Annotated in this window: 16 protein-coding genes; 15 read left to right on the plus strand and 1 reads right to left on the minus strand. The window is 39.5% G+C overall.

What is annotated here, in order from left to right; translation table 11 throughout:
* The first annotated feature begins 69 nt into the window (after nucleotides 1-69).
* The 10 genes from FFM63_RS04385 (at nucleotide 70) to FFM63_RS04430 (ending at nucleotide 9,004) form a co-directional block, all read left to right on the plus strand.
* Nucleotides 70-585, plus strand: coding sequence for a hypothetical protein (locus FFM63_RS04385; protein ID WP_137609107.1), 516 nt, complete (start codon nucleotides 70-72; stop codon nucleotides 583-585).
* Between the two features lie 69 nt (nucleotides 586-654).
* On the plus strand, nucleotides 655-1,389 hold the full coding sequence (locus tag FFM63_RS04390; RefSeq protein ID WP_137609108.1) for a glycerophosphodiester phosphodiesterase: 735 nt from the start codon (nucleotides 655-657) through the stop codon (nucleotides 1,387-1,389).
* Nucleotides 1,386-2,300, plus strand: coding sequence for a tRNA (adenosine(37)-N6)-dimethylallyltransferase MiaA (miaA, locus tag FFM63_RS04395; protein ID WP_137609109.1), 915 nt, complete (start codon nucleotides 1,386-1,388; stop codon nucleotides 2,298-2,300). The genes FFM63_RS04390 and miaA overlap by 4 nt, the downstream gene beginning before the upstream one ends.
* Nucleotides 2,301-2,416: 116 nt before the next feature.
* The gene (hflX, locus tag FFM63_RS04400) at nucleotides 2,417-3,661 is read left to right on the plus strand and encodes a GTPase HflX (protein ID WP_137609110.1); all 1,245 of its coding nucleotides are present in this window, start codon (nucleotides 2,417-2,419) and stop codon (nucleotides 3,659-3,661) included.
* A 293-nt stretch (nucleotides 3,662-3,954) separates the two neighbouring features.
* Entirely contained in the window at nucleotides 3,955-4,335 is a 381-nt protein-coding gene (locus FFM63_RS04405) for a MerR family transcriptional regulator (protein WP_137603531.1), read from the plus strand.
* 47 nt (nucleotides 4,336-4,382) lie between these two features.
* Nucleotides 4,383-5,723: a type I glutamate--ammonia ligase gene (gene glnA / locus FFM63_RS04410; protein ID WP_137609111.1), complete on the plus strand. Its 1,341-nt coding sequence runs from the start codon at nucleotides 4,383-4,385 to the stop codon at nucleotides 5,721-5,723.
* Between the two features lie 393 nt (nucleotides 5,724-6,116).
* The gene (locus tag FFM63_RS04415) at nucleotides 6,117-6,386 is read left to right on the plus strand and encodes an IreB family regulatory phosphoprotein (protein ID WP_137609112.1); all 270 of its coding nucleotides are present in this window, start codon (nucleotides 6,117-6,119) and stop codon (nucleotides 6,384-6,386) included.
* Entirely contained in the window at nucleotides 6,383-6,811 is a 429-nt protein-coding gene (ruvX, locus tag FFM63_RS04420) for a Holliday junction resolvase RuvX (RefSeq protein WP_137609113.1), read from the plus strand. The genes FFM63_RS04415 and ruvX overlap by 4 nt, the downstream gene beginning before the upstream one ends.
* Before the next feature lie 15 nt (nucleotides 6,812-6,826).
* Nucleotides 6,827-7,132, plus strand: coding sequence for a DUF1292 domain-containing protein (locus FFM63_RS04425; protein WP_137609114.1), 306 nt, complete (start codon nucleotides 6,827-6,829; stop codon nucleotides 7,130-7,132).
* Between the two features lie 516 nt (nucleotides 7,133-7,648).
* Nucleotides 7,649-9,004, plus strand: coding sequence for an alanine/glycine:cation symporter family protein (locus FFM63_RS04430; protein ID WP_137609115.1), 1,356 nt, complete (start codon nucleotides 7,649-7,651; stop codon nucleotides 9,002-9,004).
* 316 nt (nucleotides 9,005-9,320) lie between these two features.
* Here the strand turns inward: FFM63_RS04430 and FFM63_RS04435 are convergent, their stop codons facing one another.
* Entirely contained in the window at nucleotides 9,321-10,805 is a 1,485-nt protein-coding gene (locus FFM63_RS04435; protein ID WP_137609116.1) for an aldehyde dehydrogenase family protein, read from the minus strand.
* A 304-nt stretch (nucleotides 10,806-11,109) separates the two neighbouring features.
* Here FFM63_RS04435 and FFM63_RS04440 point away from each other — a divergent pair, with 304 nt between their 5' ends.
* From FFM63_RS04440 to FFM63_RS04460, 5 genes are all read left to right on the plus strand, one after another.
* Nucleotides 11,110-11,430 (plus strand): DUF4180 domain-containing protein, encoded by a 321-nt coding sequence (locus FFM63_RS04440; protein ID WP_212741165.1) that lies wholly within the window; start codon nucleotides 11,110-11,112, stop codon nucleotides 11,428-11,430.
* A 541-nt stretch (nucleotides 11,431-11,971) separates the two neighbouring features.
* Complete coding sequence (locus FFM63_RS04445; protein WP_137609117.1) at nucleotides 11,972-13,075, plus strand: alpha-hydroxy-acid oxidizing protein; 1,104 nt, start codon at nucleotides 11,972-11,974, stop codon at nucleotides 13,073-13,075.
* A 261-nt stretch (nucleotides 13,076-13,336) separates the two neighbouring features.
* Entirely contained in the window at nucleotides 13,337-14,800 is a 1,464-nt protein-coding gene (gene abc-f, locus FFM63_RS04450; protein WP_137609118.1) for a ribosomal protection-like ABC-F family protein, read from the plus strand.
* Nucleotides 14,801-15,089: 289 nt separating this feature from the next.
* Nucleotides 15,090-15,926 carry a transporter substrate-binding domain-containing protein gene (locus FFM63_RS04455; protein ID WP_137609119.1) on the plus strand — a complete coding sequence of 279 codons (837 nt, stop codon included), beginning with the start codon at nucleotides 15,090-15,092 and terminating at the stop codon, nucleotides 15,924-15,926.
* The gene (locus tag FFM63_RS04460) at nucleotides 15,926-16,585 is read left to right on the plus strand and encodes an amino acid ABC transporter permease (RefSeq protein WP_137609120.1); all 660 of its coding nucleotides are present in this window, start codon (nucleotides 15,926-15,928) and stop codon (nucleotides 16,583-16,585) included. The genes FFM63_RS04455 and FFM63_RS04460 overlap by 1 nt, the downstream gene beginning before the upstream one ends.
* Nucleotides 16,586-16,954 lie beyond the last annotated feature (369 nt).

Genomic DNA, 16,954 nt, shown 5'->3' on the forward strand with positions numbered 1-16,954 from the left:
ATCTGTCTAAAAAATGGGTTTTATTTTTTGCAAAAGTAATTTTATCATTATAAAGTAGGAGGAACAAACGTGGAAATTGCATTTATTGGACTGATTGGCGTATTGATTGGAGCGGGAGTGACGGGAATCGCGGCTTTTGCTGTGATCAAGCACATTGATTCGCACCGTTATCGTGAAAGAGAATTAGAACATCAGGTGAAAGAGATCGAAACGATCAATCTTTTGAATAAAAAAATCAATGAGATCCTGTCCAAACGCAACGTCTTGATGCAAGACTATGTGGCGTTCAATTCATTTGATGATTGTTATATCACGATTGATGATTTTATTTATTTGAATTCATTCACGGCGCAAAATAGTTTTTATTTGCCCAATTATTTGATCGAGGAATTTTTCAAAAACATTTCCCATCGAAAAGTTATTTTATCACCTGAAGAAACGGTGAAGATCGGCGGTTTTACTTATAAAGGCGGCCGGATCGTAATGGAAACTTTTTCTGAACAACTGTTAGAGATTTTAAATGAAAAAAGACAACAACTGTCTCGTTCGACGAAACAACCGTTGCGCTATTTCAATGTTCAATAATGTTTAGTGAAAAAAATTAAAATAGATTATGCAACTAATAATCTATGATTACAGACGAGGTGAGAATAGATGACAGTAATTATTGCTCATCGCGGGAGTGCTGGGACTCACCCAGAAAATACATTGCCTGCGTTTATGGAAGCGGTACGTTCAGGAGCAGACGGGATTGAGTTAGATGTCCATCTGACGGCTGATCAGCAGCTAGTCGTCATCCATGATGAAAGTGTCGATCGCACAACGGATGGCACCGGCTTGATTCATGAATTGACATTAGAAGAGATCAAAGAACTTGACGCCGGCAGCTGGTTTGATAAAAAATATCAAGCGACAAAAATCTCAACGTTGCAAGAGGTTTTGAATCTATTGTTGCAGATGCGCTTTAGAGGTTTTTTGTGTATTGAGCTCAAGACGAATAAGTTTCATTATCCTGGAATAGAGAAAAAAATTTCAACGGTCATGACGAGCAAGAAATGGCCGTTTGATTATTGGTACGCAAGTTTTAATCTTGATTCGCTGCGAATCATGCACGAGTACGAACCGGAGATTCAATATAACTTGCTTCAAAAAAATGATTTAGAAAAATACAAACAAGTTTTAGCGGCAGATTTTATTGAAGGATTGCATCCAAGTTATGATTGGATTAAACAGCATCCTGAGATCGTTAAAAATTTTCCCAAGGCAATTCGTCCTTGGACACCGAATTTATATGAAACGATGATGACTTGTTTTGAAAATAATTTTGCTGGAATAATCACCGATTTTCCGGAAAAAGCAATCCGCATGAGAAGCAGGTACAATCAATGAAAGTGATCGCAATTGTAGGGCCGACTGCGGTTGGCAAAACGAGTTTAAGTATTGAGTTAGCCAAACGTTTCAATGGGGAAATCATCAGCGGTGATTCGATGCAAGTCTATCGTGGGCTGGATATTGGTACAGCCAAGGTGACAAGTGAGGAAATGGAAGGGATCCCCCATCATTTGATCAACGTACGGAATGAGGATGAAAGTTATTCAGCGGCTGATTTTCAAACAGCGGCTAGACAGGCAATCCAAGAGATCACTCAGCGAGGAAAACTACCGATTGTCGTTGGCGGTACTGGTCTCTATGTCCAGTCTTTGTTATGGGATTATAAGCTAGGCAGTGAAGGGGAACCAGAAGACGATTCGTTGCGAAAAAAATACGAAGCTTTTGCGGAAAAAAATGGTAATCAAGCGTTGTGGGAAAAATTACGCACAACCGATCCTTTAGCAGCAGAAAAAATCCATTATAATAATCGCAAAAAAATGATTCGAGCTTTAGAAGTTTTTCAACTGACCGGTCATTCGATCTTAGAACCAAAAGAACAGCCTAAAAAGCTTTATGATAGTTTTTTGATTGGACTCAATACAGAACGAGCTGTTTTGTATCAGCGGATTAATCAGCGGGTGGATCTCATGGTCCAACAAGGACTGTTGAAAGAAGCTGAAAAATTGGCGAAAACACCCGATGTTCAGGCGGCCCAAGGAATTGGCTACAAAGAGTTGTTTCCTTATTTCTCAGGAGATTCCTCGTTAGCGGCGGCGTTAGAGGAAGTAAAGCTGCATTCACGACGCTATGCCAAACGTCAATTGACGTGGTTTCGCAATCGGATGTCCGTTCATTGGTATGATTTGGTCCAACAGCCTGAAGAGATTTTGGAAATTGAAGCGGCAGTTACTGAATGGTTGAACACGTAAGCAAATTTTTGATCGAACGAGCAGCATTTTTAGTAAGTATTAGACGACGTAACAATCAAAATTTTTATTGTTTATTGTACAAGGAATCTATTAATAAAATTTAGGGGGAAAACAGATTGTCAGAAAGAGTCATTTTAGTCGGCGTCGAAACAGACGAAAATAATTACAATTATTTAGAATCGATGCATGAGTTGGCTGGACTAACCAAGACGGCTCATGGCGAGATAGTTTTTTCATTAACGCAAAAGCGTCCCAAAGTTGATCGGCAGACGATCATCGGAAAAGGAAAATTAGAAGAGCTGGCACAATTAGTCGATGCACATGAAGCGGAGCTTGTGATCTTTAACCACGCATTGACTCCGAGACAAAGTCAAACGATTGAGGCGCAAGTGGGTGTTCCAGTCATAGATCGGATTCAATTGATTTTAGATATCTTCGCTTCGCGTGCCCGTTCTAAAGAAGGCAAACTGCAAGTTGAGTTAGCGCAATTGGATTATTTATTGCCGCGTCTAGTCGGGCAAGGTCAAAGTTTATCTCGTCTGGGTGGGGGGATCGGTACACGTGGACCAGGTGAAACAAAATTAGAAACGGACCGTCGCCATATTCGCCAACGAATCTCTGCTATCAAAAAAGAGGTAAAAGAAGTGGAAGCTCATCGTGAGCGGAGTCGTCAAAAAAGACAACAGTCCAGCATTTTTCAAATGGGATTGATTGGATACACTAACGCAGGCAAGTCGACTATTTTAAATTTGTTGACTAATGCGGATACGTATTCTGAAGATCAATTATTTGCCACTTTAGATCCATTGACCAAACGCTGGCATTTGCCGCAAGGAATGGAGACAACGATCACTGATACAGTAGGTTTCATCCAAGATTTGCCGACGCAATTAGTCGATGCCTTTCAATCAACGCTAGAAGAAAGCAGAGGCATGGATCTGTTGCTGCATGTCGTTGATGCTAGTGCGGAAGACCGGCAGCAACAAGAAAAGACCGTGATCGACTTATTGAAAGAACTCAAGATGGACGATATTCCAATGTTGACGATCTACAACAAAGCGGATCGGATCGATGAATTTTCTTTTACACCGACACTATTTCCTAATATCTTGATCTCAGCCAAAACAATCAAAGGAAAAGAACTTTTAGCTGATGGAATCAAACGAGAAGTTATGAATTTGCTGGAACCGTATTTGTTGACTTTAGGTGCCGATGAAGGACGGGCATTAAGTGAACTGAAACGAGAAACACTTGTTTTAAGCGAGACGTTTGATGAAGAGAAAGAACAATATATCGTTCGTGGATTCGCGAAGAAAAAATCGCTTTGGATCCGAAGAATGGAAGATGAGTTGGATAACTAAGTCAGTGCTAAAGTTTAGAATGAACAAATAAAAATTTCGCAATCTTTTTTGATTGCGGAATTTTTTTGTTCATTTTTATTTAGCAACTTTGCTAATTTTAAATAAAAAGTTCACTCGTCGATTTTTTTAGCTAGAATAGGAAATTTTTTTACGATAAAATACTGATTTCAGCGGTCTTTTCTAAAAAACGAACATTCATAAAATCAATGTAAGAAAATGTAACATTAACACTTGACGATTGGTCTATTGGGTGGTATCCTTTTTTCAACATCAAAAAACAAGGAGGAGCTGTTATGCGGGAAAAAGAATTGCGTCGTTCACTTGCCGTTTTTCCAATTGGTACGGTTATGAAATTAACAGATTTGACTGCAAGACAGATTCGGTACTATGAGGAGCAAGAATTGATCCACCCGGAACGAAGTGAGGGTAACCGTAGGATGTATTCTCTAAACGACATTGATGTGTTATTAGAAATCAAAGATTATTTATCCGATGGACTCAACATGGCAGGAATCAAACGGGTCTATCAGATGCGTCAAGAAGAAGTCAAAGCTGCCAAAGAAAAGCCGCCGTTGACTGATAAAGATGTCCGCCGTATTTTTTATGACGAGATGTTGACTCAAGGCGGCTTACAACAACAAAATCCATATCAATCACAAGGGCCAAAGTTGTAGTGATTATAGGAAATAAAAAATGAAGTGCGAGGAAGGGATTAGTTATTATGCCGAAAAGAGATCTAAGTAAAGAGGATATCAAACGAATTGTCGAGGAAGAGAATGTCCGTTTCTTACGTCTGATGTTTACAGATATTTTGGGAACTATCAAAAATGTTGAAGTACCCGTTAGTCAAATGGAAAAAGTGCTGGATGATAAAATGATGTTCGACGGTTCATCAATCGAAGGATTTGTTCGAATCGAAGAAAGCGATATGTACTTGTATCCAGACTTGTCTACTTGGATGATTTTTCCATGGGAAAATGATCACGGAAAGGTTGGACGTTTGATTTGTGATATTTATGGACCAGATGGCAAACCATTTGCAGGAGATCCTCGCGGAAACTTGAAACGTGTGCTAAAAGGAATGGATGAATTTGGCTTCACTTCATTTAATTTAGGACCTGAACCAGAATTTTTCTTATTCAAATTAGATGAAAATGGCGATCCAACCTTAGATTTGAACGACAAAGGCGGCTACTTCGATTTCGCTCCAACTGACTTAGGTGAAAATTGTCGTCGTGATATCGTGTTAGAACTTGAAAGTTTAGGCTTTGAAGTAGAAGCTTCGCACCACGAAGTTGCACCAGGACAACACGAGATCGACTTCAAGTATGCAGATGTAGTTGAAGCTTGCGACAACATTCAAACTTTCAAATTAGTTGTTAAAACAATTGCACGCAAACACGGTCTTCACGCAACCTTTATGCCAAAACCACTTTATGGGATCAACGGTTCTGGTATGCATTGCAACATGTCATTATTCAATGATGAAGGCAATGTTTTCTATGATGAAGATGGTCCAATGAAGTTGAGCAAAACAGCGTATCAATTTTTAGCAGGTCTCTTGAAACACGCACGCGCATACACGGCAGTATGCAACCCAATCGTAAACTCTTATAAACGTTTAGTTCCTGGCTTTGAAGCACCAGTTTATGTTGCTTGGAGCGGACACAACCGTTCACCATTGATTCGTGTCCCTGAATCACGCGGTCTATCAACCCGTCTAGAATTACGTTCAGTCGATCCAGCGGCTAATCCATACTTAACGATGGCTGTATTATTAGAAGCCGGTTTAGATGGTATCCGGAATGAATTGACACCGCCAGAAGCAGTTGATCGTAATATTTACGTGATGACTGAAGAAGAACGTAAAGAAGCTGAAATTTATGATTTGCCTTCAACGATTCACAATGCGATCAAAGCATTGCGCAAAGACCAAACGATGGTCGATGCGTTAGGTGATCATATCTATACAAACTTCAGCGAAGCAAAACGGATGGAATGGGCTGCTTTCCGCCAAACTGTTTCAGAGTGGGAACGTGATCAATATTTAGAGCTCTATTAATCCTAACTCGCAAAACTCTTGGGTTTTTTCCCAAGAGTTTTTTTGCAGGTTGAAATAGTTATTAATTATGCACATAGCCGATTGAAACACTTATTGAAATGCTTTTGGCTGAAAAATTATTTTATCTGCGGGCTATTTTTTAATAAGAAGAAGTGTGGTCAAAATCATAGTAACGATACTTGTTGGCTAAGTTTGAAGAATCGTTAGTTTTTTGCAGATAATCTTTAAACGCAGCAAGATGATCTCAAAAAGCGTATATTCTTCACAAAAGCATGTTATAATAATTCGGAAGATTTTCTAAAGTCGAGAAATCGGCCACTTACAAAATTTGTAAGTTTTGTCTTCTTCTAGTAAAATGTAATTGTTGGTAATTCCAAGGAGAGGTGTGAGAAAATGGGATACACAGATGAAACAGTCCGTTTTGATTTTGATGATAATCGCAAGAAAGAGATTAGCGAAACATTGACGATTGTCTACAATGCGTTAGCTGAAAAAGGCTACAATCCGATCAACCAAATCGTCGGCTATTTATTGTCAGGCGATCCTGCGTATATTCCTCGTTATCAAGATGCTCGAAACTTGATTCGTCGTCATGAACGCGATGAAGTTATGGAAGTTTTGGTGAAATATTACTTGAAGGATCATGGTATAGAGATTCGATGAGAGTGATGGGATTAGATGTCGGCTCGAAAACTGTCGGGATCGCGGTAAGTGATCCATTTGGCTGGACGGCTCAAGGAGTCGAGATCATCCGAATCGACGAAGAACAAGGGAAATTTGGCTTTGAACGCTTAGGCGAACTAGTCAAAGAATACCAAGTCACCAAATTTGTAGTAGGACTCCCTAAAAATATGAATAACTCGATTGGTCCACGGGCGGAAGCATCGATCGCTTATGCCGAAAAAATCAAAGAGCTTTTTGATTTGCCAGTTGATTTTCAAGATGAACGATTGACGACAGTTCAAGCTGAACGGATGTTGATCGAACAAGCGGACGTATCACGTTCGAAAAGAAAAAAAGTTATCGACAAGCTGGCAGCAGTCATGATTTTGCAAAACTATCTTGATCGCGCGAGCAACAAATTTTAGAAAAGAGGAATGAAGATGGCTCACGAACACACACATGATCACGACCACGAACGTGAAGTAATTACTTTAGTAGATGATGAAGGAAATGAAACGCTCTACGAAATTCTTTTAACGATCGATGGTCAAGAAGAATTTAAACGCAACTATGTACTTCTTTATCCAGCAGGCGCTCCTGAAGATGAAGATGTTGAATTACAAGCCTATGCCTATCTTGAAAACGAAGACGGCAGCGAAGGCGAATTAGAACAAATCGAAACAGATGCTGAGTGGGACATGATTGAAGAAGTCTTCAACACATTCATGACTGAAGAAGAACAATAAGCTAAAAAAGCTGGAGAAACCCTGATATGATGGGGTTTCTTTTTTTTGTACTTTTTTGGCTAAGTTAATTAAAAAAATTAGAGAATGGTTATGAAGTATAGTCAGTTGGTTAAAGTCAGAATTTTTACTATGAGAAATTTTCACCTGATTTATCTAGATTACCTGTGGCAAAGAAACGAAAAATAAGCAGAAAAATGATTGAGTAAGCTGTAATTATTCCAAATATAATTGGAAAAATGGCATTGGAATGATTACCTAGTAACGGGGCTTTTTTGGTATACTAAATCTAATATAGTTGTAATTAATTTCTAAAAAAAGAGTTCGCCATAATAGCTAGTATCATGAGTTTGTCCGTTTTTGTTGTTTTTAGTAAAATCATTCAGACTTTTCTGTTCTTTTTGGCGGAGCGGAGAGAAAAATTTTATATCCTAGGTGGTAGATAGGCTTTGTTTTTTAGTGTGTATGAAAGGTTTATCATTTAGATAAATATTTAATAAAAAATGGAAGGATGAAACGATGGAAATAATAAACGCTTTACGGGATTTTTTATGGGATTACATTATTATTGCACTTTTATGTTTTGCGGGGGTCTTTTTCTCAATTCAAACGCGGTTTGTTCAGTTTAGAAAACTAAAAGAGAGTTTTAAATTGACCTTTGGGAATATAACTTTGAGAGGAAATAAAGCGGGCGATGAAGGGATGACCTCGTTCCAATCTCTGATGACTTCTATCGCTGCCCAAATAGGAACGGGAAACTTGGCGGGTGTTGCTACTGCAATGGTGATGGGTGGTCCGGGAGCGGTCTTTTGGATGTGGCTCAGCGCGTTGATGGGAATGGCGATTATTTATGCAGAAGCGACTCTTTCGCAAATTTACAGAACACGAAAAGGAAATGAGATTGTCGGCGGCCCTGTGTACTATATAAAAACTGCTTTCGATGGAGTCGTCGGTAAATATGTTGCTGCAATATTTTCTGTTTTATTAATACTTGCATTAGGATTTATGGGAAATATGGTTCAGGCAAATTCGGTAGGACAAGCCATGGAGGCAGCGTTCAATATCCCGCCACTAGTGACTGGTGTTGTTTTAGGTTTAGCGAGTTTATATGTTTTTATTGGAGGAACCGAGCGAGTCGCTGCTGTGACGGAAAAAATTGTTCCTTTGATGGCTGTTTTCTTTGCGCTTGTTTCGATCATCGTTGTAATCATCAATTTTGCAATGATCCCTGAAGCTATTCGAGAGATCTTTGTCGGTGCATTTAAACCAGAGGGTGTGATGGGCGGTATTTTAGGGGTTGGAGTGAAGGAAAGTATTCGATTCGGAATTGCACGCGGGTTATTTACTCATGAAGCAGGTATGGGATCTACTCCGCATGCCCATGCATTAGCCAGAGTATCACATCCGGCAAAACAAGGGTTGGTCGCAATGATGGGTGTCTTTATTGATACGATTATTTTGTTGCCGATGACAGTTTTTGTAATTTTGACTAGCGGATCACTTGGGACAACTAAAAACGGGGTCTTTTTAGATGGCATTGAATTGACGCAACATGCGTATTCTCAAACGCTGGGTAGTTTTGGTTATCCATTCATAGCGATATGTGTGACGCTATTTGCTTATGCGACTTTGATAGGGTGGTACTTTTTTGGAGAAGCTAATGTGAAATATTTATTCGGGAAAAAAGCAGTTCCGATCTATGCCGTTTTAGTCGCAATTTTTATTGCGATCGGCAGTGGCTTAAAGGTAGAGTTGGTCTGGTCGATGGCTGATTTATTTAATGGGCTGATGATTATTCCTAATATCGCTGCCATGTTCGCTCTTTATAAAAAAATCGTCATCGCTACAAAAGAATATGAGCTATCTGCTAAATAGAACGAAATCGTTTTTTAAACGGTAGGTTTTAGAGAGTAAGAATAAGGTTAGGAAATGCTGTTTCAGCAATTTTCCTAACCTTTTTTGTCGGGGAAAAAGGGTGCCAGTCACAAATGCAACTGGCAAAATGAAAAAGATTATTGGGTTGAATACAATATAATAGCTGAAGCTTAAGTGGAACTTAAATGACTTTGAAGATTTTTTGTGAAAAGAGTTTTGGCTCGAATTGTTTTCAGTATTCTTGAAAAACAAACTAAAAAATACGCAACCAAAATTGGCTGCGTATTTTTGAACATTTTGCTATAAAAGCTAACTATTAACTAAAAAATCCTGATGGTGCACTGTTTGTATCGATCATAATATTTTTTGTTTGGGTATACGCTTCTAGCATAGATTTATAAGTTTCACGGCCAATCCCAGATTTTTTATACCCGCCGAATGGTGCGCCTGCTGGGATTTGGTTGTAGGTATTTACCCAAACACGTCCTGTCTCTAAAGCCCGGCTGACTGTTAATGCAGTGTTGATATTTTGAGTCCAAACACCGCCGCCTAATCCGTAGATAGAATCGTTAGCCAATTCGATGACTTCTTCAGCGGTATCGAACTTAATGACAACCGCCACTGGACCGAAGATTTCTTCTTTGGCAATGCGCATATCGTTCGTCACATTCGTAATCAAAGTAGGGGCTACGAAGCAACCATTATCTAATCCACCAGTTGTAAGTCGTTTGCCGCCGGCTTTGATTTCTGCGCCTTCTTCTTTACCGATTTCGATATATTTCAAAATGGTTTGGACTTGATTTTCATTGATCTGAGCCCCCATCTGGATGCCTTCTTTCCAAGGCAGACCAACATTTACTTTATCAAAGGCTTTTGACAAGTCTTCAACAAAGCGATCATAGATACCTGACTGAACAAAGATTCGTGAACCTGCACAGCAAACTTGGCCTTGGTTAAATAAGATCCCTAACTGCGCACCATCTAAAGCCTTTTCATAAGGCATATCGTCAAAGAAGATGTTTGCTGATTTGCCGCCTAATTCTAAAGTGGCTGGAATCAATCGTTTTGCAGCGGAGATCGCTACGTTGTAACCAATCTCAGTTGAACCAGTGAACGCCAATTTATCGATTCCTTCATGATGAAGCATGTATTCGCCTGACTTGGAGCCTTTTCCGGTAACAACATTTAAAACGCCTTTAGGTAAAACTTCTTGTGTGAGACGCGCAAATTCTAAAACGCTTAAAGAAGTTGTAGATGATGGATGGATAACGATCGTATTACCAGCCGCCAAAGCTGGCGCAATTTTCCAAGCCGCCATCAAGAATGGAAAATTCCACGGAATAATTTGCCCCACGACACCGATCGGTTCTTTTAAATTGATGGTTAATGTATTTTCATCTAATTGCTGAGCTGTTCCTTCTTCTGAACGCAACACGCCAGCAAAGTAACGGAAATGATCCGCGCCATAAGGAACATCGATAATTTGAGTTTCACGTAAAGGTTTCCCATTATCCAATGTTTCTACTAACGCTAAATGTTCCGCATTTTCCTCAATGATATCAGCGATTTTCAAAAGAATTCGTGAACGGTCCTCAATCGAAACTTTCCGCCATTCAGGTAAAGCGGCACGTGCAGCAGCGACAGCTAAATCAACTTCAGCGTCAGTTGCATCCACGAACTTTGCAAGTTCTAGACCATCCGCGGGATTTGTTGCGGAAAGCAACCGATCTTTTTCGCTAGTGGTCCATGCTCCATCTATAAATAAACCATATTGATCTTGTAATTCTACTTGATAACTCATTAAAAAACCTCTCTTTCTCACTAGATTACTTTCAAGTATACCGCTTTCATAAAAGATTACAATTATTTTTTGTGAAATCTGCACATAATTATGAGTTTAGCATTAGTTTATTTGTGTGTTTTTTAACTGTAACCCAATATAAAATTGTCAGTTTTTCTGCTGTTAGTGAGGAAATTTCGAAAGTATCGTAGTGATAATTCAAGGAATAATTCATGGAGTATGATATGCTAGTTGTATTAAATAATGCGAGGTGATCACGCTGTTTATTTCAGAGCTGGAAAGAAACGATAGTAAGATGGTAGTAGTGAGGTATGACAAAGAGGAACCAATAATTTTTGATAAAGATTCTGCACTGGATTTTGCGATGACGATAGGCGATCAGTATGGAACAAGTAATATCATCTTGCCAAAAGCCGCGATCAGCGATAATTTTTTTGATCTGAGTTCGCAACTAGCAGGGGAAATTTTACAAGCCTATATAAATTACGGCATACGCTTAGCCATTATTGGTGAATTTAGTGAGGGAAGCAAGGCGTTAAAAGATTTTATTCGTGAAAGTAACAAGGGAAGCAACTTTTATTTCGTGCCGAATTTAGATGATGCTATTAGCCATTTAAGCAAATAAACGAGATCAGCTGCTAATCAAGCTGATCTCGTTTATTTTTTAAGATTACCCAACTTTAGCTACACTCCCGCCTAGTTTATCCGCAAGTTTCATCGCTTGTTCCTTGGAATTAAAACGCCACGCTAGATTTTTATCATACGTCCTTTTGCCCTTAGCGGTAATGTAACTATGTAAAACAATAATTGCATACATAAGAGCGTCGCTTCCTTTCAGATAGTCTGATAGTTATTATAGGAGCAAAAGAAAGCGTTGTCAATATGTAGTGAGAGTATCTGTGAAATAGATAAAAAGCTTATGATAGTTGAAGAAGTTTGGATAAGAAGTCGCTGACATGTCAACGACCAATCAACGAAGAAACTGAACAATACGCAAATAGTCCTCGGAAAATGGATTTCAATACATTAGATTTTAAATAAAAAAATTGATTACGAATTTATTCAATCACGCCTTAATAGTTGCTAAACAGATTATTTGTCACCATTCGACTGAAAGCGTAACATTATTTTTGTAAACGATATCAATTTAAAGGTAGGGATGCAAAGTGGAGAAAATTTATCAAGCGAGTACAGCAGAAGGTGCGATTGATTTTATTAATATGGAGGATCTTGAAACGGCTGCTAAAGAGATTATACCTAAAGGCGGGTATGGTTATATCAGCAGCGGGGCGGGGGATATTTTTACCTATCAAGAAAATGAAAGGGCTTTTAATCATAAATTGATTATTCCGCATGTATTACGTGATGTCGAATTGCCAGATACAACGACTAAATTTGGAGACGAACAGTTGACGGCTCCGATCATTATGGCACCAGTCGCAGCTCATGGATTAGCAAATATTGCAGCTGAAAAAGCTTCTGCTAAAGGTGTCGCTCGTTTTGGAACGATCTATACGGCTAGTTCTTATGCCTCCTGTACACTTGAAGAAATTCGAACAGCCAGCGGAATGGAAGCTCCGCAATGGTTTCAATTTTATATGAGCAAAGATGACGGTATCAATCGCGACATATTGGAGATGGCTAAACGTAATGGTGCAAAGGCGATTGTATTAACCGCGGACGCGACAGTCGGCGGAAATCGTGAAACGGATCGCCGCAATGGGTTTACTTTTCCATTAGCGATGCCGATCGTTCAAGCATATCAATCTGGTATCGGTCAAACAATGGATGCAGTATATGGATCATCTAAACAAAAATTAAGTCCTAAAGATGTCGAATTTATTGCCAGCCATTCCAATCTTCCAGTGTATGTCAAAGGCGTCCAATCGGAAGAAGATGTGGAGCGCTCACTATCTTCTGGCGCTTCGGGTATCTGGGTTTCCAATCACGGCGGCCGGCAACTTGACGGTGGACCGGCAGCATTTGATTCGTTGCAATATGTAGCTGAGGCTGTAGCAGGAAGGGCACCGATTATTTTTGACAGCGGCGTTCGCCGTGGACATCATGTCTTTAAAGCGCTGGCTTCTGGTGCTGACTTAGTAGCAATCGGTCGTCCGGTTATTTATGGGTTAGCGCTAGGCGGAGGAACCGGTGTGCAGCAGGTCTTTGAATTTTTCAAAAAAGAATTGGAGATGGTCATGCAACTAGCCGGGACACAAACAGTCACAGATATCAAACAGACTCGTTTAAGAGAGAACGGTTATTTGTAAAAGCAATGTGACTTTACTATTTTCTTTTTGCATGGTATCTTTTTATTATAAATAACAAGAGGAGGAAAAGTAATGACAGCATCGATGAAATTGTGGAATAAACTTTTGAATGACTAATTAAATATCAATTCAAAAGTCTAGGTGCGGCAATTTCAAGGGATGAGTGTATACTTTTCTAAAGCAAATGCAAGGCATAGTCTTAGGCTATGCCTTTTTCTATACACTTTTTTCCTTTCCTAGCAAGAAAGGAAATCGAATACGATGGAAAATTTATCTGTAAAATTAACAAATATCCGGCATAGTTTCGGCGCAAAAGAACTTTTTTCGCTTGATTCATTGACTGTTTATCAAGGTGATCAGGTTGGGATCATCGGTCCTAATGGGCAAGGAAAATCAACCTTATTGAAAATAATTCAAGGTGAGCTAAAACCTGACACAGGAAGGGTGCAACGAGCGGGCGAGTTTAATTTCTTTCGACAAAGTGCTGAAGTTGCTGAAACTAATTCAGCAACTATCGATTGGGAGCTGATGGGTCGTTTCTTTGTGCCGAAAAATCAAGTGGACACATTGAGCGGCGGCGAGGTGACGAAGTTTCGGTTAGCGCAAATACTATCAAGTTATGAAACAGGTCTGCTGCTGGATGAACCGACGACGCATCTTGATCAAGAAAGTATTCAGACGTTGGTAGAAGAGCTGCGCTATTATTATGGAACATTGTTGTTTGTCAGCCACGATCGTTACTTTTTAAATCAATTGGCAACGAAGATCTGGGAAATCGAAGCTGGGAAAATCACGGAATACAGTGGAAATTATGATGATTATCGTAAACAAAAAGAGTTGGAAAAACTTGAAAATGAGCGAGCAGCTGAACAATTCGTGAAGGAAAAGGGACGTTTGGAGTCAGCGATTGCTAAAAAGAAGGCGCAGGCTGAACAAAATAAAAAAGTTTCACTGAAGAAAAAACAGCAAAATATTCGGCCTGATCGATTATCGTCGTCTAAACAAAAAGATACTGTGCAGAAAAATCTTCAGAAATCTGCCAAAGCGATGACGAGTCGCTTATCGCAGCTTGAAGAAAGAAAAGTTTCTCAAGACGAGAGAGCCATCATTTTTCCACCTTCCAAAACCCTTGAACTGCATAATAAATTTCCGATTCGCGGAGATACTTTTCAGTTGAAAAAAGGAGAAAAAGTTTTGTTTGATCGCTGTGATTTTCAGTTTGGCTTAGGCAAACGGATCGCGATCACTGGAAAAAATGGTGCCGGGAAATCTTCGCTGCTGCAAAGTATCTTGAACGACGATGAAGGGATCATCGTATCTCCTAAAGTTGTGTTTTCGACGTATCATCAAATGGCTTATAAATTAAGCGGGACACAGACGATTTTAGCTTATCTGATGGAGCAAACTGAATATAAAGAAGCGCTCATTCGCAGTATTTTGCATAATTTAGGTTTTTCTCAACTGGAGATGACCAAGCCGGTCAATGGGTTGAGCGGCGGGGAAGCCACCCGATTGCAAATCGCCTTGTTGTTTACGAGACCTTCAAACGTGCTGATCCTTGACGAGCCGACAAATTTTATTGATCTCAAGACACTTGAGGCACTAGAAACATTGGTTCGCTCTTATCCTGGAACCGTGATTTTTACTTCCCATGATCGTTATTTTGTTGAAAAAACAGCAGATGAGATCTATGAGATCAAAGATTTTCGCTTGCAGCTCAGCTAGCTGCAAGCGTTAAATCGTGCTACGGTATTTAACGCTTAAAAATTATTAGGCGATTCATTTGCGGAGTGGAGTGTTCAACACTTCGCTATATTTTTACTGTTGAATAGTTAGATCATGCTCTTTTTTTATCAATTATTCGTTATTAAATAGTTGTATTACGACACACCTGTGTTTGCTGCGACTGTATTAACAACTGTTTTTCATAAGCAAGTTTCTATATTCATCTGTTTTTTATATGGTATAAAAGAAATGGTAGTTAAAAATTGAAGAATGAATGGAGACGATAGCGTTGAAAAAATGGTTGGTAGGGTTAACATTTGTAATGGCAGGCTTGATTTTAGCGGCCTGCGGGACTAAGCAAACTGAGGGGGATAACAGTTGGAAAAAAGTGGAGGAGAAACAAGAACTGACAGTAGCAACTTCTGGCACACTTTTTCCTTCTTCTTACTATAATGATGAGAATAAATTAGTCGGCTATGATGTAGATGTGGCAAAAGCGGTCGCAAAACAGTTGGATTTAAAAATCAAATTCAAAGAGTACAACGTTGACGGACAAGTAACAGCAGTCAATCGCGGAGAAGCTGACTTTGCGGCTAATGATTTTGGAATGTCGAAAGAACGGAGTAAGAAATTTGCGCTGTCTTCACCGATCAAACATTCTTTTGACAGTATGATCGTAAGAAAGAGTGACAATTCGGGAATCCATTCACTGGAAGATCTCAAAGGTAAGAAAGCTGCTGGCGAACCGAATACAAGTTACATGAAGATCGCAGAAAAATATGGCGCAAAAGCAGTAACTTATGATAACGCAACCAATGATCAATACTTGACCGATGTAGCAAACGGTCGCACCGATGTGATCTTGAATGATTACTATCTTCAAAAAATGTCTGTTGCGGCTCTGCCAGATATTCCAGTCAAGATTTTAGAAGACGTCTATTTCAACGCGAATTTTACCGGCTTTTTATTTGATAAGGACAACCAAACGTTAAAAGCGAAAATCAACGAGGCATTGGCTACCTTGAAAAAAGACGGGACATTAGAAAAAATATCGAAACAATATTTTGGAACGGATGTTTCAGTGAAACCTGAACAAGAAGTATCTGAGAAAGTCTCGGCGGAATAATGTACATTCCGACAATCGATTTAGCGTTGATGCTGGAGTCGATTCCTTTTCTTTTGAGCGGATTGGGCTATACTTTAGGAATCAGTCTGACAGCATTTATCTTTGGCAATCTCCTTGGTGTCATCCTGACTGTGCTGGGATTTGCGCCTTGGCGGCCGGTTAAAGTTTTTGTCCGTTTCTATCTGTCTTTTTTACGAGGAACGCCAGCCTTGGTTTTACTATTTTTGCTATATTTTGGCTTGCCGTATCAATTAAATGCGGTCGTCGCAGCCGTTATTTGTTTTAGTTTGACTAGCAGCGCCTTTATCGGCGAAATCTATCGCGGTTCGATCGCAGGTGTCAGTGCAGGTCAATGGGATGCAGCCGCCGCGTTAGGCAATCGCTTTTTTCCGACGATGCGCTACATTATTTTACCGCAAGCCGTTCGGATCTCGATTCCGGCGCTAAGTAATGTCGCGATGGATCTGCTTAAAGGAACTTCTTTAGCAGCAATGATCACTGTACCAGATATTTTTCAAAAAGCTAAGATTATTGGCGGCCGGACATTTGATTATTTGTCGATGTATATTTTAGTCGCCTTGGTTTATTGGTTGCTTTGTATCGGAATCGGTCAGATCCAGCATCACTTAGAACGTTACTTTCAACAGAAATACGTATAAAAAAGCCAAGAACTCAAGCAGCTGGTTGAGTTCTTGGCTTTTCATTTAAAAGACTTTTCCTAAGCTGGCTTTTTTGCGATTTTTATAGCTATTTTAAAAAAGGCCGCGATTATTAAGACAATATTTTTCTTATCCGCGGTACTTGAAAATCTGTTTCGCTTGATTTTCAACTAACTTCAGGTAAAATATGAAGTTAACTCAAGGGATCTGGTAATTGAGCGAGAACAGATTGGAAGTGAAGCTATGAAACATCTACCACCTGCAAAATTTGCGTTAAATGACAGTGTGCAATTTAGAGTCGCTGATGACATTATAACGGGTGTGATTGAGCTTACAGACTTTGCTCGTTTTTCTAGCAAAAAGTACCAT

This window comes from Enterococcus pingfangensis, assembly GCF_005405205.1.
In the GTDB taxonomy this organism is placed as follows: domain Bacteria; phylum Bacillota; class Bacilli; order Lactobacillales; family Enterococcaceae; genus Enterococcus_A; species Enterococcus_A pingfangensis.